The organism is Microbacterium sp. ZW T5_56 (genome assembly GCF_044987425.1).
GTDB lineage: Bacteria > Actinomycetota > Actinomycetes > Actinomycetales > Microbacteriaceae > Microbacterium.
In genome coordinates, this window is record NZ_JBJDRI010000004.1 from 51,892 (window position 1) to 76,444 (window position 24,553).

A 24,553-nucleotide genomic window follows, 5' to 3' on the forward strand; every position below is an offset into this window, starting at 1 on the left:
GTGCGGATCCTCTCGTGGATCAGAGCTGGTGGCCGAGCTTGTATTCGCCCTGTTTCCACTCCGGCATCGCGTCTTCGTCAGACGGGCGCGTGTAGGAGAAGCCATCGGCGCCGATGGTGACTGCCATCTCGCTGGAGTCCGTGCGAGCGATGACGGGCTGCGGGTTGCCGTCCAGGTCCAGCACGAGGGAGGCGTCGGTGTACCAACTCGGCACGACGGGGTTACCCCACCAGTCGCGGCGCTGATTGTCGTGCACGTCCCAGGTGATCACCGGGTTGTCCGGATCGCCGGTGTAGTAGTCCTGCGTGTAGACCTCCACACGGTGGCCGTCCGGGTCGCGCAGGTAGAGGTAGAACGCGTTCGAGACGCCGTGACGGCCCGGGCCGCGTTCGATGGCGTCGGACTGACGCAGCGCTCCGAGCTTGTCGCAGATCGCGAGGATGTTGTGCTTCTCATGGGTCGCGAAGCAGACGTGGTGCATGCGGGGACCATCGCCGCCGGTCATGGCGGTGTCGTGCACGGTGGGCTTGCGGCGCATCCACGCGGCGTACACGGTGCCCTCCTCGTCCTGGATGTCCTCGGTCACGCGGAAGCCGAGATCCTGCATGTACTTCACCGCGCGCGGAACGTCAGGCGTCACCTGGTTGAAGTGATCCAGGCGTACCAGCTCGCCGGGGGTGTGCAGGTCGTAGCGCCAGGACATCCGCTCGACGTGATCGGTCTGGTGGAAGAACTCGTACGGGAATCCGAGCGGGTCGACCACGCGCACCGAATCGCCGATGCCCTTCACAAAGCCGTCCGAATTGCGTCGTACCTCGCAGCCCAGCTCCGTGTAGAAATCCACCGCACGGTCCAGGTCTTCGGGGGTGCGCACGCGGTAGGAGAATACGGCGACCGCGGCGATCGGACCCTTGCGCAGCACGAGGTTGTGGTGGATGAACTCCTCGGTGGAGCGGAGATAGATGCTCTCGTCATCCTCCTCGGTCACGTACAGGCCGAGCACATCCACGTAGAACACCCGCGAGGCGGCGAGGTCGGTGACGACGAGCTCCATGTAGGCGCAGCGCAGCACGTCCGGGGGCGTGGCGGCAGGGGTCGCGATCGGGTTTTCGGTGACGATCGGCGCCTCCTGGCTCACGAAGAAGCCGGAGGAGGTGGGCGTCATGTCTGCACGATTGGTCATGTCTGGTCCTTGCGTCGTTGCGGGGCCGTGGCAGCTCAGTGCTTGCCGAACGTGGGGTTGTGCGGCTCGCCCAGGGTGATGTGAACCGCCTGCTGGTCGGTATAGAAGTCGATCGAGCGGTAGCCCCCCTCGTGGCCGAGACCGGAGGCCTTCACGCCGCCGAACGGCGTGCGCAGGTCACGAACGTTGTTGCTGTTCAGCCACACCATGCCGGCCTCGATCGACTGGGCGAAGTTGTGCGCGCGGCGCAGATCGTTGGTCCACACGTAGGCCGCGAGGCCGTACTTGGTGTTGTTCGCGAGGGCGAGTGCCTCTTCGTCGGTGTCGAAGGGCGTGATCGCCACGACCGGGCCGAAGATCTCCTCCTGGAAGATGCGCGCATCGGGGGGGACGTCGGCGAACACCGTCGGGGCGACGTAGTTCCCCGTGGGGAAGCCCTCGGGGCGGCCGCCGCCGGCGACGAGACGACCCTCGGTCTTGCCGATCTCGACGTAGCTCATCACCTTCTCGTAGTGCTCCGGGTGCACGAGCGCGCCGACCTCGGTGGTCGGATCCTGCGGGTCGCCCACCTTCACGCGGCGGGCCTGGGCGGCGTAGCGCTCGACGAACTCGTCGTAGATCGAGCGCTCGACCAGGATGCGGGAGCCCGCGGTGCAGCGCTCGCCGTTCAGCGAGAAGACGCCGAAGATGCAGGCATCGATCGCTGTCTCCAGGTCGGCGTCGGCGAACACCACGGCCGGGCTCTTGCCGCCGAGCTCCATGGACAGCCCCTTGAGGAACGGGGCGGCGTTGCCGAAGATGATCTGCCCGGTGCGGCTTTCCCCGGTGAAGGAGATGAGCGGGACATCGGGGTGCTTGACGAGCGCGTCGCCGGCGTCCTCGCCCAGGCCGTTGACCAGGTTGAACACCCCCTGCGGGAGGCCGGCCTCCTCGAAGATCCCGGCCCACAGCGACGCCGACAGCGGTGTGAACTCAGCGGGCTTGAGCACCACCGTGTTGCCGGTGGCGAGGGCGGGGCCGAGCTTCCACGACTCCAGCATGAAAGGCGTGTTCCACGGAGTGATCAGCCCCGCGACGCCGATCGGCTTGCGGTTGACGTAGTTCATCTGCCGGCCCGGAACCTTGAAGGCGTTATCGTGCTCGGCCACGATGAGGTCGGCGAAGAAACGGAAGTTCTCGGCCGCGCGCCGCGCCTGGCCCAGCGCCTGCGTGATGGGAAGGCCGGAGTCGAAGCTCTCCAGTTCGGCGAGGCGCGCATCGCGAGATTCGACGATGTCGGCGATCCGGTGCAGGATGCGCGAGCGCTCCCGGGCAGCCATCCGCGGCCACGGCCCGTTGGTGAAGGCGCGGCGCGCGGCCGCGACGGCGCGATCGATATCGGCCTTCTTGCCCGCGGCCGCCTGCACGTAGGTCTCATTGGTGACGGGGTCGAGCACGTCGAAGGTGTCGCCGTCGAGCGAGTCGACGAAGGAGCCGTCGATGTAGTGCCGGATGCGATCCGGCAGCTCTGCCGGGATGTGACGATCGGACATCGGTCCTCCTGGATGATCAGCGCGGGAGCGCTCAGTTAGATGAGGGAAGGGATCCGAGGCTTCGCGAGGCGCGGTAAGCCTGGAGAGTGTGGTCGCGGTGTTCGCGCGCCGCGATCTCGATGCGCAGCCCGTCGGCTCCGTCGCGGATGAGATGAATGAGCGCGGCGTGCTCCTGCACCGAGTGCGCTGCGCGATCGGGAACGAAGGAGAACGTGGAATCGCGCAGACCCGCGAGCCGTGCCCAGTCGCGTTCGACCAGTTCGACGAGGTGCTTGTTCGGGCATGCCTCGAACAGGGTGGCGTGGAACTGCTGGTTGAGGATCGTGAACGTGTGCGGGTCGAAGTTGGCCAGTAGCGACTCCATCCGGGCGTTGATCGCTTCAGCGCGGGAGAGTAGTTGCTCCGTGAGCAGCGGTGCGGCCAGAGCGGTGGCCGCCCCCTCGATGATGCCGAGCGACTGCATCGTGTCGGTGTACCGGTCGGCGTCCACGAGCGTGACCCGTGCTCCCACGTTTCGCTCGAACGTCACGAGCCCTTCTGCTTCGAGTCGGCGGATGGCTTCGCGTACCGGAACCACGCTCATGTCCAGCTCATCGGCCAGCGACGCCAGCACCAGCCGGTAGCCCGGCCCGAACTGGTGCCGATCGATGTGGCCGCGGATCCAGGTGTAGGCGTGCTCGGACTTGCTCCTTGTCGCCTGGATCTCGGGAGTGTGGAGGTCGATCGGGCCGAAGTCAGCCATGAGCGGCCTCCTCGGCGCGCCAGGCGTCGTAGCGCTCGCGCCACTCGGCGTTCATCGGGAACAGGCCGTCGACCTTGGCCCCCGCGGCCACCTGAGCGGCGATCCACGCGTCTTCGTCTTCCTGAGCGAGGGTGGCGTCGACCACCTCCTCCACCAGCGCGGGGGGGATGACGATGACGCCGTCTCGGTCGGCCACCACGACGTCGCCCGGCTGCACCGTGGTGCCGCCGCACGCGATGGTGATATCGGAGTCCCACGGCACATGACGGCGCCCGAGCACCGCAGGGTGCGCTCCGCGGCTGTAGACCGGGATGCCCACCGCGGCGACGGCGTCGTAGTCTCGCACGCCGCCATCGGTGATGATGCCCGCGGCGTGCTGGGCGTGGGCGCGGATGGCGAGGATATCGCCGAGCGTGCCCGAACCGGCCTCACCGCGGGCCTCGATGACGATGACCTCGCCATCTTGGACCGCGTCGAACGCGCGCTTCTGCGCGTTGTATCCGCCGCCGTGAGACGCGAACAGGTCCTCACGGTTCGGCACGAAGCGGAGAGTTCGCGCCACGCCGACGATCTTCTGCTCCGGGTGCATGGGGGCGACGCCGTCGATGGTGGTGTTGTCGAGCCCGCGCTTTCGCAGCTGCTGCGAAAGTCCTGCCACGGGGGCACGACGCAGGCGATCGGCAAGATCCGGATCAAGCCCGGTGCGCACCGGGGGGAGTCCTGCCGCCTCCCGCGAGCCCCAGGCCTCCTCGCGCTGGAGGTCATCGGTCGCCGGGGTCGATCCGACCGCGGGGTCGAAGACGCCGGAGCCGGCGATGACGGTGGTGCGCAGGCGTCCGCTGCTGGCCTCGGGGGTGAAGACCTCCACCTCCACCACGTCATTCGGCTGAACCACCGTGGATCCGGCGGGGGTGCCGGTGAGGATCACGTCGCCGCGCTCCAGCGTGAGGTGCTGGGAGAGGTCGGTGATGAAGCGGGGGAGGGAGAAGAACATCCCGGCGGAGGAGTCGTCTTGCCGTAGCTCACCGTTGACCCACGTCCGGATGCCGATGCTGTCCGGATCGACATGAGACGCGTCGATCAGCGTGGGGCCGAGCGGGGTGAATCCGTCGCCGCCCTTGGATCGGACGTTGGACCCCTTGTCCGCCGCACGCAGGTCGTACAGGCCGAAGTCATTGCCCGCCGTGATCCAGCCGACGTGAGACCACGCGCTCTCCAGCGGAACTCGGCGTGCGGGCGTGCCGATGACGAGCGCGATCTCCCCTTCGAATGCCAGCAGCTCGGTGCCCTCGGGGCGTTCGATCAGTCCGCCGGAAGCCGCAATCGAGCTGGAGGGCTTGAAGAAGTAGGAGGGCTGCGCGGGCTTGCGACCACGCTGCGCTGCGCGGGATTCGTAGCTCAGGTGCACGGCGATGACCTTGCCGGGGCGCAGCGGCAGCGCGGCGAAGCGCGGATCCGTGTCCATCGTCTCTCCTTCACGTCGGTGGGAATGAGTCACGGCGACCCTATCGGAAGAAATTCTTGAGTCGTATCTCAAATCGTATATGATCATGGTCATTCGGACAACGGCGATTCCACAACCTCCGCAGATCGTCGGTTCGGGTCCGCACAGATCGACGAGGGAGTCATCATGAGTTCGCACGCTGCACCCGGGGGTCTCACCCCCACCGGCACGATCAGCTCGACGGGCGACCGTCGCAGGGTCGTCTTCGCCACGGTGATCGGAACCACCATCGAGTGGTACGACTTCTTCACGTACGCCACCATGGCGGGCCTCGTCTTCGGCACCCTGTTCTTCCAGCCCGCCGGTGCAGGGGTGGGGACCCTGCTCTCGTTCGTGACCGTCGGCCTCAGTTTCCTCTTCCGTCCGCTCGGCGCGTTCCTGGCCGGCCACTTCGGCGATCGCGTCGGTCGTCGTCAGGTGCTGGTGGTGACGCTGTTCGGCATGGGGGTCGCCACCGCGCTCATCGGCGTACTGCCGACCTTCGCGGCCGCCGGCATCACCGCACCGATCCTGCTGATCCTGCTGCGCGTGCTGCAGGGCATCTCCGCCGGTGGGGAGTGGGGAGGCGCCGTGCTGATGGCCGTCGAGCACGCTCCGCGCGAGAAGCGCGGCGCTTTCGGGGCCGCGCCGCAGGTGGGTGTCCCGCTCGGCCTCTTGCTCTCCAGCGCCGTCATCGCCATCGTCTCCGCCATCGCCCCCGGCGACGCGTTCCTGGAATGGGGCTGGCGCGTGCCGTTCCTGCTGTCGGTGGTGCTGATCCTCGTGGGCTACTGGATCCGTCGCAGCGTCGAGGAGAGCCCGGTCTTCACGGAGATCGCCGAGCGTTCGGCGCAGACCAAGACCCCCATCGTGGTGCTGTTTCGCAACTACGGCGTGGTCGTGGTGCTCGCGGCCCTGGTCTTCGCGGGCAACAACGCGGTCGGCTACATGACCACCGGTGGCTGGATCCAGGGGTACGGCGCGAACGCCCTGGGCCTCACGCGTCCGGAGGTGCTGTGGTCGGTGGCCGTGGGCGCCGTGATCTGGTTGGTGCTGACCTGGTTCGGCGGCACGATCTCGGACCGGATCGGACGCCGCCGCACGTACCTGATCGGCTGGCTGCTGCAGGCCGTAGGTGTGCTGTCGCTGTTCCCGTTGGTCAATACCGGAAGCGTCGTTCTCTTCGCGCTCGGGCTGTCGATCCTCTCGATCGGACTCGGTCTCACTTACGGTCCGCAGTCCTCGTTCTACGCGGAGATGTTCCCGGCGTCGGTGCGCTTCTCGGGCGTCTCCATCTCCTACGCGATCGGCGCGATCTGCGGTGGCGCGTTCGCCCCGCTCGTGGCCGAGGCGCTGTTCCAGGCGACCGGCGGCACCACCGCGGTGATGTGGTACCTGCTGGCGATGACCGTGGTGGGGCTGCTGGCCACCCTCGCCTTCCGCAACCGTGCGGGCATCCCTCTCGGCATCGACCACGAGGCGGAACAGGCGAAGACCCCGCTCTACGGTGTGGGCGTCACCGACGCCTGAACGGACGAGGAAGCGCCGGCTCGCCGCCGGCGCTTCCTCGTTTCACGAGTTCACGCGGATGATCTCCTGCTGGTACGGGGCGATCACGCCGGTGGAGATGCGGCAGTCCAGGAGCAGGAAGCGGCGCTGATCGACCGGCTCCTCCGCCCAGCTGTCCAAGCGATCCAGCTGGTCGAGGGAGGTCACCACGACCCCCTCGGCACCGACGGCCTCCGCCAGTGCGGCGAAGCTGACGCCCGGGATCATCATCGGTCCGGTGGCCAGGCCCTTGAGGCCGTACAGATTGACCTCGGCACCGTAGGCGCCGTCATTCCAGATCACGCCGATCCCTCGTCCGCCGGCCGCACGAACGGCGGATTCCAGATCGGCCAGGGCCATCAGGCCGCCTCCGTCTCCGGAGGAGAGCACGATGGTCGAGTCGGGGCGTGCCGCGGCAGCGCCGACCACGCTCGGGAAGCCGAGGCCGATCGACTGATACGCGGTGCCGATCATCATGAACCGGTCTGGTGACGTGATCGGCCAGTACATGTTCGCCCAGCCCAGGAAGTGACCGCCGTCGGTGACGACAACGCGGTCATCGGGCAGGCTGCGGGCGATGCGGACAGCCACCGACCGGGGATCCAGACGACCGTCGGGAGCAAGAACCTCCCCGCTGTCGCGCGCGAGCAGCGCGTCCAGGTCGATGCTCTCCCGCCAGGCCGGCAGGGTGCGTTCGGGCAGGGCGGCGAGAATGTCCTCGGCCGCGACGCGGGCGTCGGCGCGAACATATCCCGACACGACCGCGTGGGTCGCGGCGGCGGAGATGTCGACCTGGAACACCCGCGTGCCGGGGGCGAACAGTTCGCCGAAGCGCATCGTGAACTGGTTGAGTCCGGCGCCGAAGACCACGGCGACGTCGGCCTCGCGGATCAGCTCCATCGCGCCGTCGGCGCCGAATCCGCCCGTGACGCCGAGGTCGTAGCGAGTGTCCGGGAAGAGTCCGCGTCCGAGCGCCGTTGAGGCCGTGACAGCCCCGGTGGCGTCTGCGAGCCGGCCGAGCGCTGCGCCGGCATCGGCGAGATGCGCACCGCGACCAGCCAGGAGGAACGGTCGCTGCGCCGTGGCGAGAGCATCGGAGATCTCACGGATCCGGTCGATGCTCACCTCGCCTCGCGGCTGCATCGGCGACGGCAGTGACAGAGCGGGCACCGCGCCGGGCTCTCCCGCCTCGAGCGTGGCGACGTCATAGGGGATCGCGAGGACCACCGGCACCTTGTAGCTGAGCGCGTGTTCGATCGCGATCGCCGTGGTCGCCACTGCATCGGCACGCCCCACGGTGTAGGTGCGCGCGCCGACGGCCGACGCCAGGGCGATCTGGTCCACATCCCAGGGCCGCGGACCCGATGTCGGCTCATCGCCCACCACGAGCACCAGCGGCACGTGCGCCTGCGCGGCTTCGGCCAAGGGGGTCAGGGTGTTCGTGAAGCCGGCGCCGTAGGTGGCCGTGGCGATCGCGATGCGACCCGAGGCGCGAAAGTGCGCGTCGGCTGCCACGACGCCGCCGGCTTCGTGGCGAACGGCGGTGAAGGTGACGCTGCGGGAGCGCTCCAAGGCGTCGAGCAGGTAGGCGTTGCCGTTGCCCATCACGCCGAACACTTGATCGGTGAAGGCCGCTAGGGCGTGGGCGACGTGCGCGGAGACGGTGGTGTCAGTGGGAACGGGAGTGGGCATGACGATGCTCCTGTCGAAACGGAAGCCGCGATGCGTGTGGTCGAAGACGAGTGAGCACGGATCGCGGACGGGGATCCGTATGTGTCTCACTCGAGCGGCCTTCGTCGTCGGCTCGGCTTCGTGCTCTTTTTTCGAGCACCGGGTCATACCCGGACTCGCTCAGTATACGGCTGGGGAGCCGCCCCAACTCAATGTCGGTGGTCAGCGCGATCATGTCCTCATGACGGCTTACCACTTCTCCACCGCGTCCAGTCTCGACGGCTTCCTCGCCGACTCCGAGGACAACCTCGGCTGGCTGCTGAGCCGGCACTTCGATGAGAAGGGGCCGATGAACATCCCGGATTTCCAGGCGACCATCGGCGCCAACGTGATGGGCGCCACCACCTATGAGTGGCTGCTCGTGAACGGTGGGGGCGAACCGTGGCCGTACGACGTGCCTACGTTCGTCTTCACGCATCGCGATCTGCCAACGGTAGACGGCGATGTCCGGTTCGTCTCCGGCGCTCCGGTGGAGCATCGCGGTGCGATCGAGTCCGCGGCCGGAGATCGCGACGTCTGGGTGCTCGGTGGGGGAGCGCTGGCCGCGGCGTTCGCGGACGACGGCATGCTGGACGAGCTCACCGTGACCTTCGCGCCGGTGCTTCTGGGGGCGGGGCGGCCACTGTTCGGCGGGGCGCGAGAGCTGCGGTTGCTCGAGCACGCGGTGAACGGCGAATTCCTCGCCGCACGATACGCGGTGCTCGGACCTCGGGAGGTCTGAACCACAGGCACTTTGCAAAAATATATAGACCGGTCTATTATTTAGAGATGGCATCCAAAGGAGACCTCACAAAGGCCCGGCTCGCGACATCCATGCTCGAGCTCATTCAGACCAGCGGCTACAGCGGGACGGGCTTGAACGCCGTCATCGACCACGCTGGCGCACCCAAGGGATCGGTGTACTTCCATTTCCCCGACGGGAAGGAAGGGCTGGGCGTTGCCGCGGTGGATCTTGCGGCGCAGCAGTTCCAGGCGCTGATCACTGAGGCCGCATCCGGCGCCGGCGGCGCTGCCGAGGCGGCACGCACCGCGATCGAGGCCCTGGCCGCACTCGTCGGCGACAGCGAGTTCCGGCTCGGGTGCCCGGTGTCCGTCGTCACCCTGGAGATGGGGGCGGAGAACGAGCGACTCCGCGAAGCGTGCGCCTCCGCGTTCGAGTCGTGGATCGTGCCGACCACGGCGCTGCTGGAGGCTGACGGTATCGATGCCGCCCGCGCACGATCGTTGGCCACAGTCATCGTGTCCACCATCGAAGGCTCGGTGATCGTCTCACGCGCCACACGGAGCACGGCACCGCTGCGCGCCGCAGCCGACGTCGTGTCGGAGCTCATCGCACAGCAGACGGGAGCAGGACGATGACCGCCGACGAGCAGCAACGCCACGCCCTGATCTTCGGCGCCTCCGGACTGATCGGACGCTACCTCATCCTGGCGATCGCCGAGTCCGGCGCGAAGGTCACGGCGGCAGTCCGCAGCGCTCGCTCCGCGACATCGATGCAGCGCTGGCTGACCGAGCATGGCCTGACGACCCCGGTCGACACGGTGATGGTCGACTTCGATGCGACCGAGATCATCGCGGGCGGCCCCGCCGCGCTCTCGGACGTGACCGAGATCCACAACTGTGCCGGATCGTTCCGATTCGGGATGGCTGCCGACGAAGCGCGTCAGGCCAACGTCGGCATCGTCGAGAAGCTGATCGACTTCGCCGCGGAGCTCCCGGATCTGCAGCGCGTCATCCACATCTCGGGTTATCGCGTCGGCGGACAGGATCCGGCCCTCGTGCCCTGGTCGGCGGAGCGTCGCGCCACGATCTATCGGGAACATGGCGCATACGAGGCGTCGAAGGAGGAGTCCGACGCGATCTTTCAGGCCCGGGCGCGCGAGCGCGGTGTGCCGTGGACCATCGTGAACCCCGCCAGCGTGATCGGCGACAGCGTGACGGGGGAGTCCGAGCAGCAGATCGGCCTGGCCACCACCGTCCGCCAGGTCTGGGACGGGACGCTCACGGCGCTGCCCGCTGGACAGTCGACGTTCCTGCCCGTGGTCACCGTGGACTACCTGGCCTCGTTCATGGCGGCCGCAGCGGTTGATCCGGCCGCCGCGGGGATGGCGTACTGGATCCTCGATGACGAAACGCCGCCACTGGCTGATCTCCTCACGCAGACGGGCGAACACCTGGGCGCGAAAGTCCCGCGACTGCGCATCCCGGTCAGTCTGATCAAGCGACTGCCGAGCTGGATCACACATGCTGACCCCGAGACGCTCACCTTCATGTCCAGCGATCGGTATCCGACGCGATCCGCGCTCGACTTCGCCGCAAGGCACGGGATCCCCACCCCGGACGTGCGAGTATCGCTGGAACGGTGGGCCGACTACATCGCCGCGCGCCGATTCGGCAGCATGAACGGCACCGAACGTCGCTTCATCGATGCCGGCGGCGTTCGCACCTTCGAACTGGGTGCTCACGAATCTGCGCGTCTCATCTTCCCCGGGCTCCCCGTGAACGCGGACACCTGGGCAGCGGTGGCCGAGGGAATCGGTGCGCGAGCCGTGGATTTGCCAGGCCTCGGTTTGAGCGGTGGTGAGGGCATCGAGGACTGGGAGCGGTGGCTTCCCGCTGTGCTGGGCGACGATCCGGCCGATCTCATCGGTCACTCCATCGGCTCCGCGGCCGCTGTGCTGGCAGCGGACCGTCACCCCGGGCGGGTGCGCTCGCTCACGCTGGTCGCTCCGTTCTTCCTCCAGCCCTCGGCCGGGGTCGCGACACGACTGCAGCCGCTCGTGAGCCTGGCGCTTCGTCGCACGGGCGCGGCCGGCCTGTCGCGGCGTCTGACCGGCGCAGGGCGCAGCGCGGCCGCCCTGCGGTCCAGCGCCGACGACCTGCGGCGCCACAGCGCACCTCGTGTGGCGGCCCAGCTGGCGCAGGCAGGGTCAGCGTCCTGGCGCGGTGAGCTGCGCGAGAAGCTGCGGCGATTCTCCGGTCCCGTGCGGATCATCACGGGCGGCGCGGATCCGCTGGCGCCCGAGTTCGTGGCTGAGCTCTCGTCACTGCCGCAGGTCGAGATGATCTCGATCCCTGGTGCCGGGCACCACCCCCAACTGACCCACGGGGAGGCGTTGACGCGTCAGCTCGCGGGCGTGCGGGTCTGACATCGCATCACGCCGGTTGCGGGAAATCACCTCGCAACCGGCGTGAGAGCAACGCATCCGCGGCGTCGACTCACGCGTCCAGCGACATCCGGAAGTCGTAGCGCGCTGGCAGGGGATCGACCGCCTCAGCACGGTCTGCGAGTACCTGGGCCGATGCCGCCGGATCGGCGGCACGCTGAATCCCGATCGCGGCGGTCCGCCAGAGCTCCGTCAGCGCGTTATCGCCTTCGGCCAAGTCGGCCACCTCGATCCCCGCGGCGAGGAGATCGCGGGCTTCTGTGGGACGCTCCAGTGCGACCAGCGCCTGCGCACGAAGCAGCCGCGCCCGCCCGCCCGGATGTTCTTCATCCGCGGCGGTGGCAGCCTGTAGCGCTTCGGCAGGCGCGCCGAGGCGCAGCAGGAGCTCTCCGAGATCAATGGTGGCGGCGGCGACGTCTGCCAACTCCAGAGCGCGGAGCGCATGCGCTCGTGCTGCGGACTCATCACCGCGTTCCTGCGCGATCTCCGCCAGGGCACGCCGGGCGTACCACGTGTCCTGCGCCTGCACCGCGGCGCTCAGCGCCGCCACCGCCTCATCGAGACGGCCGTGCGCGGCGTGCAGAACACCGAGCGCAAAGGCAGCATCCGGCGTCGTCTCACTCTCCAGGAACGGAGCCCAGGCATCGTCGCGCTGGTAGCTGAGCGGAAGTCCATCCGGGAACGGTCCACCACGCAGCAGCTGAAGCCAGCCCTCCTGCTCGGGACCCAGATGATTGGGCCGAAACGGCGTGCGTGAATCGTCGAACGGGCCGGAGCGGGTGTGAATGCGTCGTCGCTGTTCCAGCGCGCCCCATCCCGACCCGATGCTGAGCACCTCTCCGACGCGGTCATCCGCGGTGGATCGAGCGCTCTCGGCCTCGATCGCGACCCGGTGTCGTTCGGCTGCCGACGAGGCCGCAACCACATCGATGGCGGCATCCCACGATTCGCCCAGCGCCACGGTGCCGTCGACCTCGACCAGACCGTAGGCTTCGATCCAGCTCCAGGTGGCGCCGGCCGGCATCGGCACGTGCTCCAGCTGCGTGCGAGCGATCCCCGCCTGGATCTCCAGATACGTCCCCGTGCCGTGTGACAACCACGACTGCCACCGCCGACCACCCTCGGACTCTCCCCAGACGAAGAGCTTGCGTCCGCGCAGCAGCGCGTCGGACATCTGGAGAAGTCCCCGGCCATCGGCCTCGACGGCCGCGATCCACGGATGCGTCCGCTCGTCGAGGTCGAAGAAGTAGTCCGCCGCCTGCGGCGCCAGCGCCGGCCGCGTGATGTCCGGGCGCGGTGCATCGTCTCCGACGGGGATCAGGTGCACGTTCTCGCGGTATGCGAACTTCCATGCCCCGTGGGCGGGCGCGATCACCCGAGTGTCGGCCGTCTGATCCACCGCGATGTTGGACCACCAGTACATCGGCACCGGCTCGGACGACTCCCGCACATCGACGATGCTGTTGTGCACCAGCAGCTCGCGGGCATCGGCGCCGAGCACGAATTCCACGCTGTAGACGACGCCGCGGAGCCGCTCGTACTCGTAGAGGCGCACGGCGGCGGCGCCGTCCGGCCGCTCGATCTCGACCGCATGCAGTGTCGATGCCGTGAGAGGCGTGTGCCCGATCGTGCCGATGTTCCACTCCACGCCGCCGGAGAACCACGCGTTTCGCAGTGCCAGGTTTCCGGGCTGGAAGACAGCGTTCACGTGCAGCAGTTCGCGCTCGGCGCCCTTGTCATAGAGGCGCCGCAGCCGACCGCCGAGGTCGGGCAGGATCTCCGCACGCAGGTGATCGTTCTCCAGGACGAGAACGCGGTGCTCCCGATCCACGAGCGTGCGGTCGTAATCCTGTTGCGGCAGGTAGGGCGCGATGTTGCGCACGTGTCCGTAGCTGAGCCCGGCGCGCAGGTCCTCATCGATCTGCACGCCGGCGTCGACGGCATGCAGATCGTGTGTGCGACGCACTGGCACGAGATTTACCGGATCGCCGAGGGTGGCGCTGGGCAGGGACACGGTTTCCACGCGCAGGGAAGCGGAGGCCACGTCGGCTCCTTCGTCGGGGGGAGGGAAGATGAGGGAAGAGAGATCAGGCGGCGTGCGTGTTGACCGCGACGATGCGACCCTGGGGGTCGAATCCGAACTGCGCGACGGTGGTGGTATCGCTCACCGTCGCGCCGCTGAACGCGTCGTCGTTCCACCGGAACGACCAGCGCTGGGCGGTGGCGAGGCCCCACACGGCCGTGCGCGGGTCGCGGAACAGGCCTGTGCTCAGCAGTCGGGGCAGCTTCGCGACCACGGCGGCCAGCGTCAGGGGCGGCAGGGCGGAGTCGAGGAGGAAGATGAAGCGGGTCCCGCCGTCGACGGGAGCGGAGTAGTACGGGCCGCGACCCAGGATGCCCACGGCCGCCTGGCCGATCTCGTGCGCCAGCTGTGCCATGGCATCGCGATCCTGCGCGTCGAAGTCCGCGGGGAAGGGCACTTCGCCGATGCTGAGCTCACGCACGCCGTCGCGCTCTCCGGCGGCGCGCAGTGCGGCGGAAGCACCCTGCTGGGAGCCCTGCGGGTGCGCCCAGTCCCACAGCACCGAACGCGGTCCGGGAGCGATCGAGGCGATGAGGTGCGCCCGGGTGGCGAAGCGGCGCGACGGATCCTGCTCCGAGGTGAAGGTCAGCGTCCCCTGCTGCATGTCCACGTCCCAGCGATGCTGACCCAGCGCGTCTGTCGCCTCCACGAGAGCGTCCTGCTGGAGCAGGGACAGCAGCAGACCGCGATCAATATAGGTCTGCAGAGCGGGGAACGTCGTCATCGTTGTCCTTTCCGGAGGCGCAGAGTGCGCTCTCTGAAGTCTGCCATCCGAGTCGATGAGTCCGCTCAAGATCCGCGGAAGTTTCCGCTTCCTCAAGACGGGTTCACTTCGCTTCTGCTGGGGGTCCGGTCGCGCTCGCACGGGGCCCTAGCGTGGAAGGCGGGGACAGAGACGGATCCACCACACTGAACGCAAGGACGCGCATGGACGATTTCGCCGCACACCGCACAGCTTGGAACAGCCAGGAGGAGCTCGCCGAGCGGATGATCCCGCACATCGGGGCGCTGCACCGGGAGCGCGGGGTGGTGACATCGATCCACGGGCATCGCCTCGTCGGACTGAGCGCGACGGGGATCCTTGCCGCACACCAGCGCGCGCAGAGCGTGGGTCACGAGCGCATCGACGTGGCCGACAGTCTCGCCGTGATCGAGGCGCTGCGCGCGATCGGACCCGCACCGTCGTCGATCGATGTGGCTCGACTGATCTCCTCCCGTCCTGCGGGAACCGATCTGGAGTCCCACCTTCGTGACCAGCTCGCGCCGGTGCTGGGCGCACCCCACGAGGACGTCGAGGATCGCGATGTCGTGCTCTACGGTTTCGGTCGTATCGGACGCCTGCTGGCACGGATCCTGATCTCCCACGCCGGTGGCGGGTCCGGCCTTCGCCTGCGCGCCATCGTGGTGCGGCGCGGATCGGATTCGGATCTCGCCAAGCGCGCTTCGCTGCTGGCTCGTGATTCGGTGCACGGTCCGTTCGAGGGAACGGTCTCCGTGGACGCGGATCGCGAGCAGATCATCGCGAACGGCACGCGGGTGCAGGTGATCTACGCGGACGATCCTGCTGCGATCGACTACAACGCCTACGGCATCGACAACGCCATCGTGGTCGACAACACCGGTCGGTGGCGGGATGAAGAGGGGCTTTCGCAGCACCTCCGCTCCAGCGGGGTGTCACGCGTGCTGCTGACGGCGCCGGGCAAGAGCCCCCTGAAGAACATCGTGCACGGCATCAACCACGACAGCATCACCGACGATGACCGCATTCTGTCGGCAGCGTCGTGCACCACCAACGCCATCACGCCCGTGCTGGCGGCGATGGATGAGGCGTACGGCATCGTGCACGGCCATGTCGAGACGGTGCACTCGTTCACGAACGACCAGAACCTGATCGACAACTTCCACAAGGGCGATCGGCGGGGACGCTCCGCGGTGCTGAACATGGTCATCACCGAGACAGGGGCGGCGAAGGCGGTCGCCAAGGCTCTCCCGCAGCTGGAGGGCAAGCTCACCGGCTCCGCGATCCGCGTGCCCACGCCGGATGTGTCGCTGGCCGTGCTGAACCTCACTCTGCAGCGCCCCGCCACCAAGGACCAGGTCAACGACTACCTGCGCCGGGTGTCGCTGCACTCCCAGCTGCGCCAGCAGATCGACTACGTGGAAAGCGCGGAAGTGGTCTCCACGGACTTCGTCGGATCGCATCGCGCCGGCATCGTGGATGGGCTGGCGACGATCGCCGATGACACCACCGCGATTCTGTACGTCTGGTACGACAACGAGTACGGCTACTCGCGACAGGTGGTGCGCGTGCTGGAGGCGATGGCGGGGTCACACCCGCTGGTGCTTCCGCCGCGGCGCGAGGTCACCCTCGACGCCTGATCCGTCTCGTTCTCTCGCGGGGGCGTTGGTGTTCTCCCGCGGCGGTGGTGTTCTCACGCGGCCGCGTTGCTGTGTGGCCGCGCGAGGTCCGTCTCGAGACCGATCACCCGGCCCTGAGCGTCGAAGCGGAAGGTCGCTGAGCCTGTCGGGTCGGCGATGGTCGCGGCGGCGAACTCCGGCTGGGTCCACTCGAACGCCCAGCCGAGGCGTGTGGCGGCGAACCACAGCGCGGTGCGGGCGTCCAGCGGCGGGGTGGAGCTCATCATCGGAATGAACGTGCTCATCAGGTCCGCGACGGCCGGAGGCTCGAGTGCCGGCACCTCGAGAGCGAACACCGCGCGTGAGCCTCCGCCCATCGGCGCCGAGTAGTACGGGCCGCGACCGCGCGCCGCGACCGAGGCCACCCCGATCTCGTGCGAGGTCTGGGTGATGTAGCCGTCGACGTCGGACACCTCGGCGGGGAATGGGAACTCTGCGATGTCGAGTCCGGGATGACCGGAGTCGCGAATCAGCGCGGCCACCCCGTTCGGACGCCCCTGCGGGTGGCCCCACCCCCACAGAGTGGACTTCGGCCCGGGGGCGATGGAGGCGACCAGATCGATGCCCGCGTCGATCCGTCGGGTATTGTCGGCCCGATTGACGAAGGACAATCGACCCTCGGCGAGATCCACCTCCCAGCGCGTGTCGCCCAGCTTCTCCGTCATCGCGCCGAGCGCCCCCTGCCACAGCCAGGACAGCATCTGTCCCTGGGCCACCAGCGGGATGAGCGCGTTGTTCTGCATGCCACCAGTGTCGGGGGCGCGGCCGGTGAGCCGCATCCGGGCAACGCCTTTATGAGCAAGGTCTCATCTGAAGAGCAGGATTTGGGGTGGTCTCAGCCGCCGCTGTTTCGGCGCAGGTGTTCGACATCTTTTGAGACCGGCGGTCCGGGCGGTCTCAAAAGACGTCTCGACCTGCATTGTCGTCGACCGCTTCTGAGACCGTCGAGGACGAACGATTCTGGCTGATGTCGGAGGTCTCGGGCATGCTGATTGCGCGACGATCGATAGGAGACGGCAGCATGGGAACACCACGCACGGTGGCGGACGCCAACGACGCCGACAACGCCGACACCGACAACGCCGCCGACAACGCCGACAACGCCGACGCCGACAACGCCGCCGACAACGCCGACAACGCCGCCGACAACGCCGCCAACGCCGCCGACGACGCCGGGCTCGACGCGCTTCGGGCCGCGCGGCTGTCGTCACACCTGCTGGCCGAGCCGGCAGAGAGCTCACTCGCTGCAGCGGAGCGCCTCGCCGCCATCCAGGCGCAGGAGTTCTGGGGCGGCCGGTTCGCGCTGTCGGTGCGGACGACGGGAGCACCGACGGCCCGACAGCTCGACGCCCTTTTCGACAGCGGTGACCTCATCCGCACGTGGCCGATGCGCGGCACGCTGCACGTGATCTCGGCGCTCGACGCGGCGTGGATGGTGCCCATCACCGCGGAGCGGATTCATCGATCCGCTGCCGCCCGCCACCGCCAGCTCGGCCTCGCGGCCGACGACTTCGCGCGCGCGGAGCGGATCCTGCGGCGGGTGCTGGGCAGCGGTGGTCTGCGGCGTGCCGACGTCTTCGCGGCGCTCGAAGCGGACGGCGTCGCCACCACGGGCCAGCGGGGTTCGCACATCCTGCTGTCGCTCGCCCTGCGCGGCGTCGTCGTGTGGGGAGCCACCGTGCCTCGCCCGGATCAACCGGCGACCGAACAGCTGCTGACCCTCACCGAACACCTCCCGCCGCAGCGGCCCACCCCGTCCGATCCCGCGGCAGAGCTCTTCCGTCGCTACCTTGTCGGCCACGCTCCCGCATCGATCGCCGACTTCGCGTGGTGGGCCGGAACCACGATCACGGCAGCGCGGGCGGCGGCCGCCGCAGTGCGCGACGATGATGCGCCCGTCACCGATACCGCGCTGCTGGCACTCCGGGGCGACCGCGCCGTCCTCTGGGAGCCCGCGACCCGCACCTCACCCGCGGACACCGGCGATCGGCTGCTCGGATCCTTCGAGGAGTACTACATCTCCTACGCGGACCGATCGGTGACCGCCGACGCGGGCATACGCGCGGAGATCGGTCCCGGGAAGAACGGGATGGTGAAGCCGGTGGTGCTGCGCGGGGGTCGAGTCGTGGCGACCTGGTCCCGCGGCGCCGCGGATGAGCTGGCACCGCAGCTGACCGAGACCTGGAGGAATCACATCGCATAGGGCTCGGCGCGTAATGGTTGTGATGCACAACACCCTGACGTCACTATCGTCCTGATGTGATCGAAGGGAGCGCGCATGGAGCCGCTGGTGTCGTGGGCGACGATGGGTGCGATGGCCTTGGCCGCGCTCGTGATGGTGCTGACGCCGGGGCCCAACATGATCTATCTGGTCTCGCGCGCCGTGGCGCAGGGTCCGCGCGCGGGATTGATGTCGCTCGCTGGAACGGGTGTCGGTTTCCTGGTCTACCTGACGGCGGCGAACGTCGGTCTCGCGATGATCTTCGTGCTGGTGCCGTGGCTCTACATCGGGCTGAAGGCCGCGGGTGTCGCGTATCTTCTGTACCTGGCGTGGTCGGCGCTGCGTCCGGGCGGAGCGGGGCCGTTCGAACAGCGTTCGCTCGCGCCGGATTCGCCCGCCCGGCTGTTTCGGACCGGCCTCATCACGAACCTTCTCAACCCGAAGGTCGCGGTGATGTATCTCGCCCTCATCCCGCAGTTCATCGAGCCGCAGCACGGTCTAACGATGGCGCAGGGATTCGCGCTCGGCGGCATTCAGATCGTGGTGAGTCTCGTCGTCAACAGCGTGATCGTGCTGGCGGCTGGGAGCATCGCAAGTTTCCTGACCGCTCGTCCGGCGTGGACGCGCTGGCAGCGACGGATCACAGGTGGCCTGCTGGGTGTCGTCGCCGTGCTCCTCGCGCGGGAGGTGCCGCAGGCCGCGCGCGTGTGATGGTGATCAGGTTCAGCGGGTGAACCCGGCGGCGAGGGAACCGCGGAACACGAACGTGACGGCAGTGCTGACCGCGAGGATCGCGGCGCCGACGAATCCCGCTGCCGGGTAGCCGGGACCGATCACCAGCGCCCCGCCGAGAGCGGCCCCGCCGGCGATGCCGAGGTTGCAGGTCACGTTGATCCACGCGCCCGCCATATCGGGATTCGCGGCGCCAACTCGCACGAGCGCGTTCTGGTACGTGGTGTTCACTGGACCGAACGATGCCGTCCACAGGGCGGTGAAGATCAGCACGGGCAGCAGCATCGGGTACACGAGGCCCACCAGCATCTGCATCGCCGTGATCGTCAGCGGAACGAACATGAGCCACCGCAGGGGTGCGCGGTCGATGTAGCGGGCCGCGAGCTGGATGGCCAGGAGCCCGGTGATCCCCAGCAGCGCGAGCACGATGCCCAGCCAGATCTCGGGTAGTCCGGAGGACAGCAGCAGCGGGGAGACATAGGTGTAGAGCGTGTAGTAGCCGAGGAACGCAGCCCCGGCGAGCCCGGCCACAAGCAGCATGCGCCCACCGCCCGGGACGAGCGACTTCGCGGCAGCACGGTCGTGGCTCACCGCGGGCAGCAGCGGGATGGCCGCCACGATCGCGATCGCTCCGATGACCGCAAGCGCGCCGAACGCCGATCGCCATCCGAGGGCCGTGGCGACCACCGCACCGGCGGGGACGCCCACGATCAGGCCGGCGCTGGTGCCCGTCGCGACGAGTGCCAGTGCCCGACCCGTGAGACCCGGAGGAGCGATCCGTGCGGCGTAGCCGAGCGCGACGGCACAGAACAGCGCGTGGGCCACTCCCGCGATCCCGCGCGCGACGGCAAGCGTGAGGAAGTCCGGGGCGAAGGCGGCGAGGGTGTTCGAGGCGGTGAAGATCGCCAGCGTCACCAGCACCAGTGTCTTGCGCTGCACGTGGCTGGTCACGCGGGTCAGCGGCACGGCGGTGATGGCGACGATCATCGCGTAGAGCGTGACGAGCATCCCTGCCTGCGCTTCGTCGACGCCGAAGGACAGGACGATCTGGGGGACCAGTCCGATCGGCACCACCTCGGTAGTGATCGTGGCGAAGCACGCGAGCGTGAGGATCCACAGCCCCAGCCAGGGGCGCTGCTGATGAGGCACCCCACCATTCTCGCAGGGAGTTACTCGGCGGCGTGGCGCTCGAGGAAGCCGTACACCTCGCTGTCATCGACACCGGGGAAGGCGCCGCGGGGGAGCGGGGAGAACATATGGGTGTGCACGCGCGCGCTCGGCCACGCCTTGCCCTTCCACTTGCCGGTGAGCTCGGCAGGAGCCCGGCGGCAGCAGGACTCGTCCGGACAGGTTGACACCGCACGCACCTGTGTTTCGCGGCCGCGGAACCAGCGGGCGTCGTCGAAGGGGACGCCAACGGTGATGGAGAACTCGCCGTCCGAGGTGGAGCCGGTCTGCGTGGAGCACCAGAACGTCCCGGCCGGGGTGTCGGTGTACTGGTAGTGCTCGGTGGTGCGGTTCTGCTCCTCGAACGCGGCCCGGGCGGAGAACTTCCGACACGCCGGCTGGCCCTCGATCGATCCGGTGATGTCCTCGGGCAGGGGAAGGTCATCGTTCTCGAACACGCGACTCAGCGCGCCGGAGGCGTCCACGCGGAGGAAGTGCAGCTTGATGTCGAGGTGACGGGTGGCGAGGTTCGTCAGGCGCATGCCCGCGGCCTCATGCGTGACGCCGAACGCGTCGCGGAAGTCCTCGACGGCGAGGTTGCGATCCTTCTTGGCCTGGGCGAGGAAGTTCACGGCCGCGCCCTGCGGCATCAGCGCGCAGGCCGCGTAGTAGTTGATCTCCAGTCGCTGCTGGAGAAAGTCCGCGTAGTCGGTGGGCGGCGTGTGTCCGAGCAGGCGGTGGGCCATCGCCTGCAGCGCCATCGAGCGCAGGCCGTGCCCACCGGGGATGGACGACGGCGGGAGGTAGATCCGGCCGTTCTCCAGGTCCGTCACCGACCGCGCCGAGTGGGGAAGGTCGTTGACGTAGATGAGCTCGAATCCGAGCTGCTCCGCCATGATGCTCACCGTGCGGTGAGACAGCGCACCTGTGGTGTGCCCGGCGGCCTTCAGCTGCTTCTCCGCGAGCGCCTCGATCTCGGGCAGGTAGTTATCGAGCGCCCGCATCTTCAGCCGCAGCTCCGTGTTGGCGCGACGCGCTTCCTCGGGCGTCGCGATCGCCTCGCGCTCGCGACGCTGCAGCTCGTGGTGCAGGCCCAGGATCGCCTCGATGGTCTCGTCGGTCATCGCCTTGTTCACGCGGACCGACGGAATGCCCAGCTGGCGAAACACCGCGGAGGTCTGTGCGCGCTCCAGGTCGATCTCCAGCGCAGCCCGACGGTTCGGCGGCTCACCGGAGATGAGGTCGGTGACCTCCGTGCCGGTGGCCTGGGCGATCGCCTGCAGCAGAGACAGCTTCGGCTCACGCTTGCCGTTCTCGATCAGGCTCAGCTGTGAGCCGGCGACGCCGACGATCGCGCCGAGTTCGTCGAGGGTGAGGCCGCGATCCTGTCGGTGATGACGGATGCGGTGGCCGAGGGTGGCCAGTTCGATACCGGATGCCATGTCTTGATGATACGTAAAGATCAACGCTTCTTTCGACTCGATTTGGCGATAAGTGTCGGAAAACGCAACGGAAGATGGATCTAGATCATCGATCACCATCGAAGGAGATGACCATGGCACTCGCCGAATCCCTCGCCGTTCGCACCCACCGCCCGACGCCGCTCAGCGCCGCACGGTCTTTCGGGGTGCGCCCGGAATATGAGGGAGCATCGATGGCGGCGCTGGTGGCCTGGGTCGATGAGATCGCCGCGCTGACCCAGCCCGAGCGGATCCACTGGGTCGACGGCTCGGTCGCCGAGAACGACGCTCTGCTGCGCGAGATGGTCGACGAGGGTCGGCTCATCAAGCTCAACCCGCAGTGGCGCCCCGACTCCTACCTCGCCCGCTCCCACCCGAGCGATGTCGCTCGCACCGAGGGACGCACCTTCATCGCCTCCGAGCGGAAGATCGACGCCGGACCCACGAACAACTGGGCCGACCCCGCCGAGATGCGTGAGAAGCTCACCGGACTGTTCGCCGGTTCGATGCGCGGGCGCACCATGTACGTGGTGCCGTTCTCGATGGGCGCCATCGGCGGCCCCCTCAGCCACATCGGCGTGCAGGTCACCGACAGCGCCTACGCGGTCACCTCGATCAGCATCATGACCCGCGTCGGCGACGCCGTCACCCGGCAGATCGCGGCCGGGGCGGACTGGGTCAAGACCGTGCACTCCGTGGGAGCACCGCTGGAGCCGGGACAAGCCGATGTCCCCTGGCCCTGCAACGACGACAAGTACATCGTCCACTTCCCGGAGACGCTCGAGGTGTACTCGTTCGGTTCCGGCTACGGCGGAAACGCGATTCTCGCCAAGAAGTGCTTCGCGCTGCGGATTGCCTCGGTGATCGGTCGCGACCAGGGCTGGCTGGCCGAGCACATGCTGCTGATCCGCGTGATCGACCCGCAGGGGCGGCGCTACCACCTCGCCGCGGCGTTCCCCTCCGCGTGCGGGAAGACGAACCTCGCGATGCTGCGTCCGACCATCCCCGGCTGGCGTGTGGAGACTCTCGGCGATGACATCGCGTGGCTTCGTCCCGGCGAGGACGGACGCCTCTGGGCGATCAATCCCGAGGCCGGCTTCTTCGGCGTTGCGCCGGGCACCGGCGAGTCCACCAACGTCACCGCGGTGGAGACGCTGTGGGGCAACACCATCTTCACCAACGTGGCCCTGCGCCCCGACGGTGATGTGTGGTGGGAAGGACTCACCGATGAGGCGCCCGCAGAGCTGACCGACTGGGAGGGCAACCCCTGGACGCCGGCTGACGACCGCCCCGCCGCGCACCCCAACTCCCGTTTCACGGTCTCCGCGGCTCAGTGCCCGCAGATCGCCGACGACTGGGAGGAGGCGGTTCCGCTGGATGCGATCCTGTTCGGCGGACGTCGTGCCACCAACGTCCCGCTGGTCGTCGAGGCGACCGACTGGACCCATGGCGTGTTCATGGGCGCCAACATCTCCTCCGAGCGCACGGCTGCGGCCGAGGGCACGGTGGGGGAGCTGCGTCGCGACCCGTTCGCGATGCTGCCCTTCTGTGGCTACAACATGGCCGACTACTTCGCGCACTGGCTGAAGGTGGGCAACGACCTGCGGTTCGACCGCGCCCCGCGCATCTTCCAGGTCAACTGGTTCCGTCGCGGCACGGACGGCCGATTCCTGTGGCCGGGCTTCGGCGACAACTCCCGCGTGATCGAGTGGATCGTCCGACGGGTGAACGGCGAGGTCGGCGCCGAGGCCAGCCCCATCGGACGCCTGCCGAAGACCGCGGATCTGAACCTCGACGGTCTGGACGTGTCCGACGCCGACCTGGCCGAGCTGTTCGCCGTCGACCCCGCGCTGTGGGCGGCGGAAGCCGACCTGACCGAAGAGTTCTTCGCCACCTTCGACGGCCGCATCCCGGCCGCGCTGGGCGCCGAACTCGCCGCGCTGCGTTACCGCCTGGCGGAGACCCAGCGCACCCCTGACCCTCGGAGCGACGCATGAGCGTCGTGATCGCCGGAGACGTTCGGCGAGCCTCCGAGATTCGCGGAGGGATGTCCCCCTTGCTCCGGTGAGGATGTTCCCCTGCGTGCACCCCGTGCGATCCGCTTTGGCCCTGAGAGAGCTGCGGTGAGCGCACGGATCCGGCCCCGTGTCTGTCGTGAGACACGGGGCCGCGGCATGTCCGCGCGCGTGCGGGTGGGTTAGGTTCGGAGCGTGACGCGACGACGCCTGACTCCTCTACTGCTGACCGGAGCGCTGCTCCTGGCCGCCACGGCGTGCGCGCCCGAGGGCCCCGACGGACTGCCGCTGGCGGAGACCACGACCGCCGCGCCGTCACCGACGCGCACGGCGACACCCACGCCGACTCCCACCCCGACGCCGACACCCACGCCCACCGTGGATCCGAACCGCTACGCGAAGTCGAACCAGCTGCCGCCGGAGGGCGTCGCCGCCACCGCCGATTTCACCGGATCAGCCACCGGCACCGTGGTGGTGACGGTGAACGGCGCGGCCGATGCCACCCTCACCGTGCAGGACCTGAACATCTCGATCGGCACCTACGATGTCCGGCTGTCGCAGTGGTCACGTGACGATGACGCGTGTGTCGATGAAGGCAGCCTGCCCATCGACCCCGCGGGCGACGGCACCCGGCAGCGCTATCTCGGCAACGCGAACACCGACGACTGGACCTACTACCGCGAGGTGGACATCACGGTGCCGGCCGATCCCGCCAAGCCCGTCTATGACCAGCACGGTCTCGCGTGCGACAACGTCATCGTCGCCCGTGCGGTGCTCAACTGGTTCATGAGCCCGATGCGCCCGTGGCTGGCCGAGGACGTTGTGGACCTGGGCCCGCACACGGGCGCGACCGGTGAGGTGAAGACGAACGCCGACGGGCGCCCCGTCACCTACGTGGTGGCCTGGGATGACAAGATCGCCGACATCGCGGATCGTTTCGGCATCACCCGCAGCGAGCTGGAGTATCTCAACCCCACCCGTGCCGCGACGGGAACCGATCTCGGTGAGGGCCAATACCTGAACCTCGACGTCAACAACCGCGGTCGGGTCCTGGACCCCAGCCTGCTCTGA

19 protein-coding genes are annotated in these 24,553 nt (G+C 68.4%); 9 read left to right on the forward strand and 10 right to left on the reverse strand.

Annotated elements, in window-relative coordinates:
• Positions 1-19: 19 nt before the first annotated feature.
• Genes hpaD through ACI3KU_RS03045 form a run of 4 tightly spaced genes read right to left on the reverse strand, consistent with a single transcriptional unit; the run spans position 20 to position 4,922 of the window.
• Positions 20-1,183, reverse strand: coding sequence for a 3,4-dihydroxyphenylacetate 2,3-dioxygenase (gene hpaD, locus ACI3KU_RS03030; protein WP_404920812.1), 1,164 nt, complete (start codon positions 1,181-1,183; stop codon positions 20-22).
• A gap of 35 nt (positions 1,184-1,218) precedes the next feature.
• Positions 1,219-2,715, reverse strand: a complete 1,497-nt coding sequence (hpaE, locus tag ACI3KU_RS03035) for a 5-carboxymethyl-2-hydroxymuconate semialdehyde dehydrogenase (protein WP_404920813.1) — start codon at positions 2,713-2,715, stop codon at positions 1,219-1,221.
• Between the two features lie 31 nt (positions 2,716-2,746).
• On the reverse strand, positions 2,747-3,457 hold the full coding sequence (locus ACI3KU_RS03040) for a GntR family transcriptional regulator (protein ID WP_404920814.1): 711 nt from the start codon (positions 3,455-3,457) through the stop codon (positions 2,747-2,749).
• Positions 3,450-4,922, reverse strand: a complete 1,473-nt coding sequence (locus ACI3KU_RS03045; RefSeq protein WP_404920815.1) for a fumarylacetoacetate hydrolase family protein — start codon at positions 4,920-4,922, stop codon at positions 3,450-3,452. Before ACI3KU_RS03045 ends, ACI3KU_RS03040 begins: the two co-directional genes overlap by 8 nt.
• Before the next feature lie 165 nt (positions 4,923-5,087).
• On the opposite strand from ACI3KU_RS03045, the gene ACI3KU_RS03050 reads away from it, so the two are divergent.
• Positions 5,088-6,470 (forward strand): MFS transporter, encoded by a 1,383-nt coding sequence (locus ACI3KU_RS03050; RefSeq protein WP_404920816.1) that lies wholly within the window; start codon positions 5,088-5,090, stop codon positions 6,468-6,470.
• A 42-nt stretch (positions 6,471-6,512) separates the two neighbouring features.
• Here the strand turns inward: ACI3KU_RS03050 and ACI3KU_RS03055 are convergent, their stop codons facing one another.
• Positions 6,513-8,180, reverse strand: a complete 1,668-nt coding sequence (locus ACI3KU_RS03055; RefSeq protein ID WP_404920817.1) for a thiamine pyrophosphate-binding protein — start codon at positions 8,178-8,180, stop codon at positions 6,513-6,515.
• A gap of 220 nt (positions 8,181-8,400) precedes the next feature.
• On the opposite strand from ACI3KU_RS03055, the gene ACI3KU_RS03060 reads away from it, so the two are divergent.
• The 3 genes from ACI3KU_RS03060 to ACI3KU_RS03070 are packed head-to-tail and all read left to right on the forward strand — an operon-like array spanning position 8,401 to position 11,368.
• Positions 8,401-8,940: a dihydrofolate reductase family protein gene (locus tag ACI3KU_RS03060; protein ID WP_404920818.1), complete on the forward strand. Its 540-nt coding sequence runs from the start codon at positions 8,401-8,403 to the stop codon at positions 8,938-8,940.
• A 47-nt stretch (positions 8,941-8,987) separates the two neighbouring features.
• A complete protein-coding gene (locus ACI3KU_RS03065; RefSeq protein ID WP_404920819.1) occupies positions 8,988-9,578 on the forward strand; it encodes a TetR/AcrR family transcriptional regulator in 591 nt (196 codons plus the stop codon).
• Positions 9,575-11,368: an alpha/beta fold hydrolase gene (locus ACI3KU_RS03070; protein WP_404920820.1), complete on the forward strand. Its 1,794-nt coding sequence runs from the start codon at positions 9,575-9,577 to the stop codon at positions 11,366-11,368. The genes ACI3KU_RS03065 and ACI3KU_RS03070 overlap by 4 nt, the downstream gene beginning before the upstream one ends.
• Before the next feature lie 70 nt (positions 11,369-11,438).
• On the opposite strand, the gene ACI3KU_RS03075 is transcribed toward ACI3KU_RS03070, so the two are convergent.
• Together ACI3KU_RS03075 and ACI3KU_RS03080 are read right to left on the reverse strand one after the other, a co-directional pair.
• Positions 11,439-13,430, reverse strand: a complete 1,992-nt coding sequence (locus ACI3KU_RS03075; RefSeq protein ID WP_404920821.1) for a DUF5107 domain-containing protein — start codon at positions 13,428-13,430, stop codon at positions 11,439-11,441.
• A gap of 43 nt (positions 13,431-13,473) precedes the next feature.
• Complete coding sequence (locus tag ACI3KU_RS03080) at positions 13,474-14,193, reverse strand: DUF6882 domain-containing protein (RefSeq protein ID WP_404920822.1); 720 nt, start codon at positions 14,191-14,193, stop codon at positions 13,474-13,476.
• A 203-nt stretch (positions 14,194-14,396) separates the two neighbouring features.
• On the opposite strand from ACI3KU_RS03080, the gene ACI3KU_RS03085 reads away from it, so the two are divergent.
• On the forward strand, positions 14,397-15,848 hold the full coding sequence (locus ACI3KU_RS03085; protein ID WP_404920823.1) for a glyceraldehyde-3-phosphate dehydrogenase: 1,452 nt from the start codon (positions 14,397-14,399) through the stop codon (positions 15,846-15,848).
• A gap of 53 nt (positions 15,849-15,901) precedes the next feature.
• On the opposite strand, the gene ACI3KU_RS03090 is transcribed toward ACI3KU_RS03085, so the two are convergent.
• On the reverse strand, positions 15,902-16,630 hold the full coding sequence (locus tag ACI3KU_RS03090; protein ID WP_404920824.1) for a DUF6882 domain-containing protein: 729 nt from the start codon (positions 16,628-16,630) through the stop codon (positions 15,902-15,904).
• A gap of 278 nt (positions 16,631-16,908) precedes the next feature.
• Here ACI3KU_RS03090 and ACI3KU_RS03095 point away from each other — a divergent pair, with 278 nt between their 5' ends.
• Positions 16,909-18,090, forward strand: coding sequence for a winged helix DNA-binding domain-containing protein (locus tag ACI3KU_RS03095; protein ID WP_404920825.1), 1,182 nt, complete (start codon positions 16,909-16,911; stop codon positions 18,088-18,090).
• A 75-nt stretch (positions 18,091-18,165) separates the two neighbouring features.
• A complete protein-coding gene (locus ACI3KU_RS03100; RefSeq protein ID WP_404920826.1) occupies positions 18,166-18,819 on the forward strand; it encodes a LysE family translocator in 654 nt (217 codons plus the stop codon).
• A gap of 12 nt (positions 18,820-18,831) precedes the next feature.
• On the opposite strand, the gene ACI3KU_RS03105 is transcribed toward ACI3KU_RS03100, so the two are convergent.
• The gene (locus ACI3KU_RS03105; protein ID WP_404920827.1) at positions 18,832-19,989 is read right to left on the reverse strand and encodes an MFS transporter; all 1,158 of its coding nucleotides are present in this window, start codon (positions 19,987-19,989) and stop codon (positions 18,832-18,834) included.
• A 20-nt stretch (positions 19,990-20,009) separates the two neighbouring features.
• Positions 20,010-21,449 (reverse strand): helix-turn-helix domain-containing protein, encoded by a 1,440-nt coding sequence (locus ACI3KU_RS03110; RefSeq protein ID WP_404920828.1) that lies wholly within the window; start codon positions 21,447-21,449, stop codon positions 20,010-20,012.
• A gap of 113 nt (positions 21,450-21,562) precedes the next feature.
• Here ACI3KU_RS03110 and ACI3KU_RS03115 point away from each other — a divergent pair, with 113 nt between their 5' ends.
• Together ACI3KU_RS03115 and ACI3KU_RS03120 are read left to right on the forward strand one after the other, a co-directional pair.
• The gene (locus ACI3KU_RS03115) at positions 21,563-23,464 is read left to right on the forward strand and encodes a phosphoenolpyruvate carboxykinase (GTP) (RefSeq protein WP_404920829.1); all 1,902 of its coding nucleotides are present in this window, start codon (positions 21,563-21,565) and stop codon (positions 23,462-23,464) included.
• A gap of 213 nt (positions 23,465-23,677) precedes the next feature.
• Complete coding sequence (locus tag ACI3KU_RS03120; RefSeq protein WP_404920830.1) at positions 23,678-24,553, forward strand: hypothetical protein; 876 nt, start codon at positions 23,678-23,680, stop codon at positions 24,551-24,553.

Excerpts from the sequence above, each read along its gene's own strand:
- ACI3KU_RS03050 (WP_404920816.1), top strand. The coding sequence starts at position 5,088 with ATGAGTTCGCACGCTGCACCCGGGGGTCTCACCCCCACCGGCACGATC.
- hpaE (WP_404920813.1), bottom strand. The coding sequence starts at position 2,715 with ATGTCCGATCGTCACATCCCGGCAGAGCTGCCGGATCGCATCCGGCAC.
- hpaD (WP_404920812.1), bottom strand. The coding sequence starts at position 1,183 with ATGACCAATCGTGCAGACATGACGCCCACCTCCTCCGGCTTCTTCGTG.
- ACI3KU_RS03065 (WP_404920819.1), top strand. The coding sequence starts at position 8,988 with ATGGCATCCAAAGGAGACCTCACAAAGGCCCGGCTCGCGACATCCATG.
- ACI3KU_RS03100 (WP_404920826.1), top strand. The coding sequence starts at position 18,166 with ATGGAGCCGCTGGTGTCGTGGGCGACGATGGGTGCGATGGCCTTGGCC.
- ACI3KU_RS03115 (WP_404920829.1), top strand. The coding sequence starts at position 21,563 with ATGGCACTCGCCGAATCCCTCGCCGTTCGCACCCACCGCCCGACGCCG.
- ACI3KU_RS03095 (WP_404920825.1), top strand. The coding sequence starts at position 16,909 with ATGGGAACACCACGCACGGTGGCGGACGCCAACGACGCCGACAACGCC.
- ACI3KU_RS03090 (WP_404920824.1), bottom strand. The coding sequence starts at position 16,630 with ATGCAGAACAACGCGCTCATCCCGCTGGTGGCCCAGGGACAGATGCTG.
- ACI3KU_RS03040 (WP_404920814.1), bottom strand. The coding sequence starts at position 3,457 with ATGGCTGACTTCGGCCCGATCGACCTCCACACTCCCGAGATCCAGGCG.
- ACI3KU_RS03070 (WP_404920820.1), top strand. The coding sequence starts at position 9,575 with ATGACCGCCGACGAGCAGCAACGCCACGCCCTGATCTTCGGCGCCTCC.
- ACI3KU_RS03045 (WP_404920815.1), bottom strand. The coding sequence starts at position 4,922 with ATGGACACGGATCCGCGCTTCGCCGCGCTGCCGCTGCGCCCCGGCAAG.
- ACI3KU_RS03085 (WP_404920823.1), top strand. The coding sequence starts at position 14,397 with ATGGACGATTTCGCCGCACACCGCACAGCTTGGAACAGCCAGGAGGAG.
- ACI3KU_RS03110 (WP_404920828.1), bottom strand. The coding sequence starts at position 21,449 with ATGGCATCCGGTATCGAACTGGCCACCCTCGGCCACCGCATCCGTCAT.
- ACI3KU_RS03080 (WP_404920822.1), bottom strand. The coding sequence starts at position 14,193 with ATGACGACGTTCCCCGCTCTGCAGACCTATATTGATCGCGGTCTGCTG.
- ACI3KU_RS03055 (WP_404920817.1), bottom strand. The coding sequence starts at position 8,180 with ATGCCCACTCCCGTTCCCACTGACACCACCGTCTCCGCGCACGTCGCC.
- ACI3KU_RS03060 (WP_404920818.1), top strand. The coding sequence starts at position 8,401 with ATGACGGCTTACCACTTCTCCACCGCGTCCAGTCTCGACGGCTTCCTC.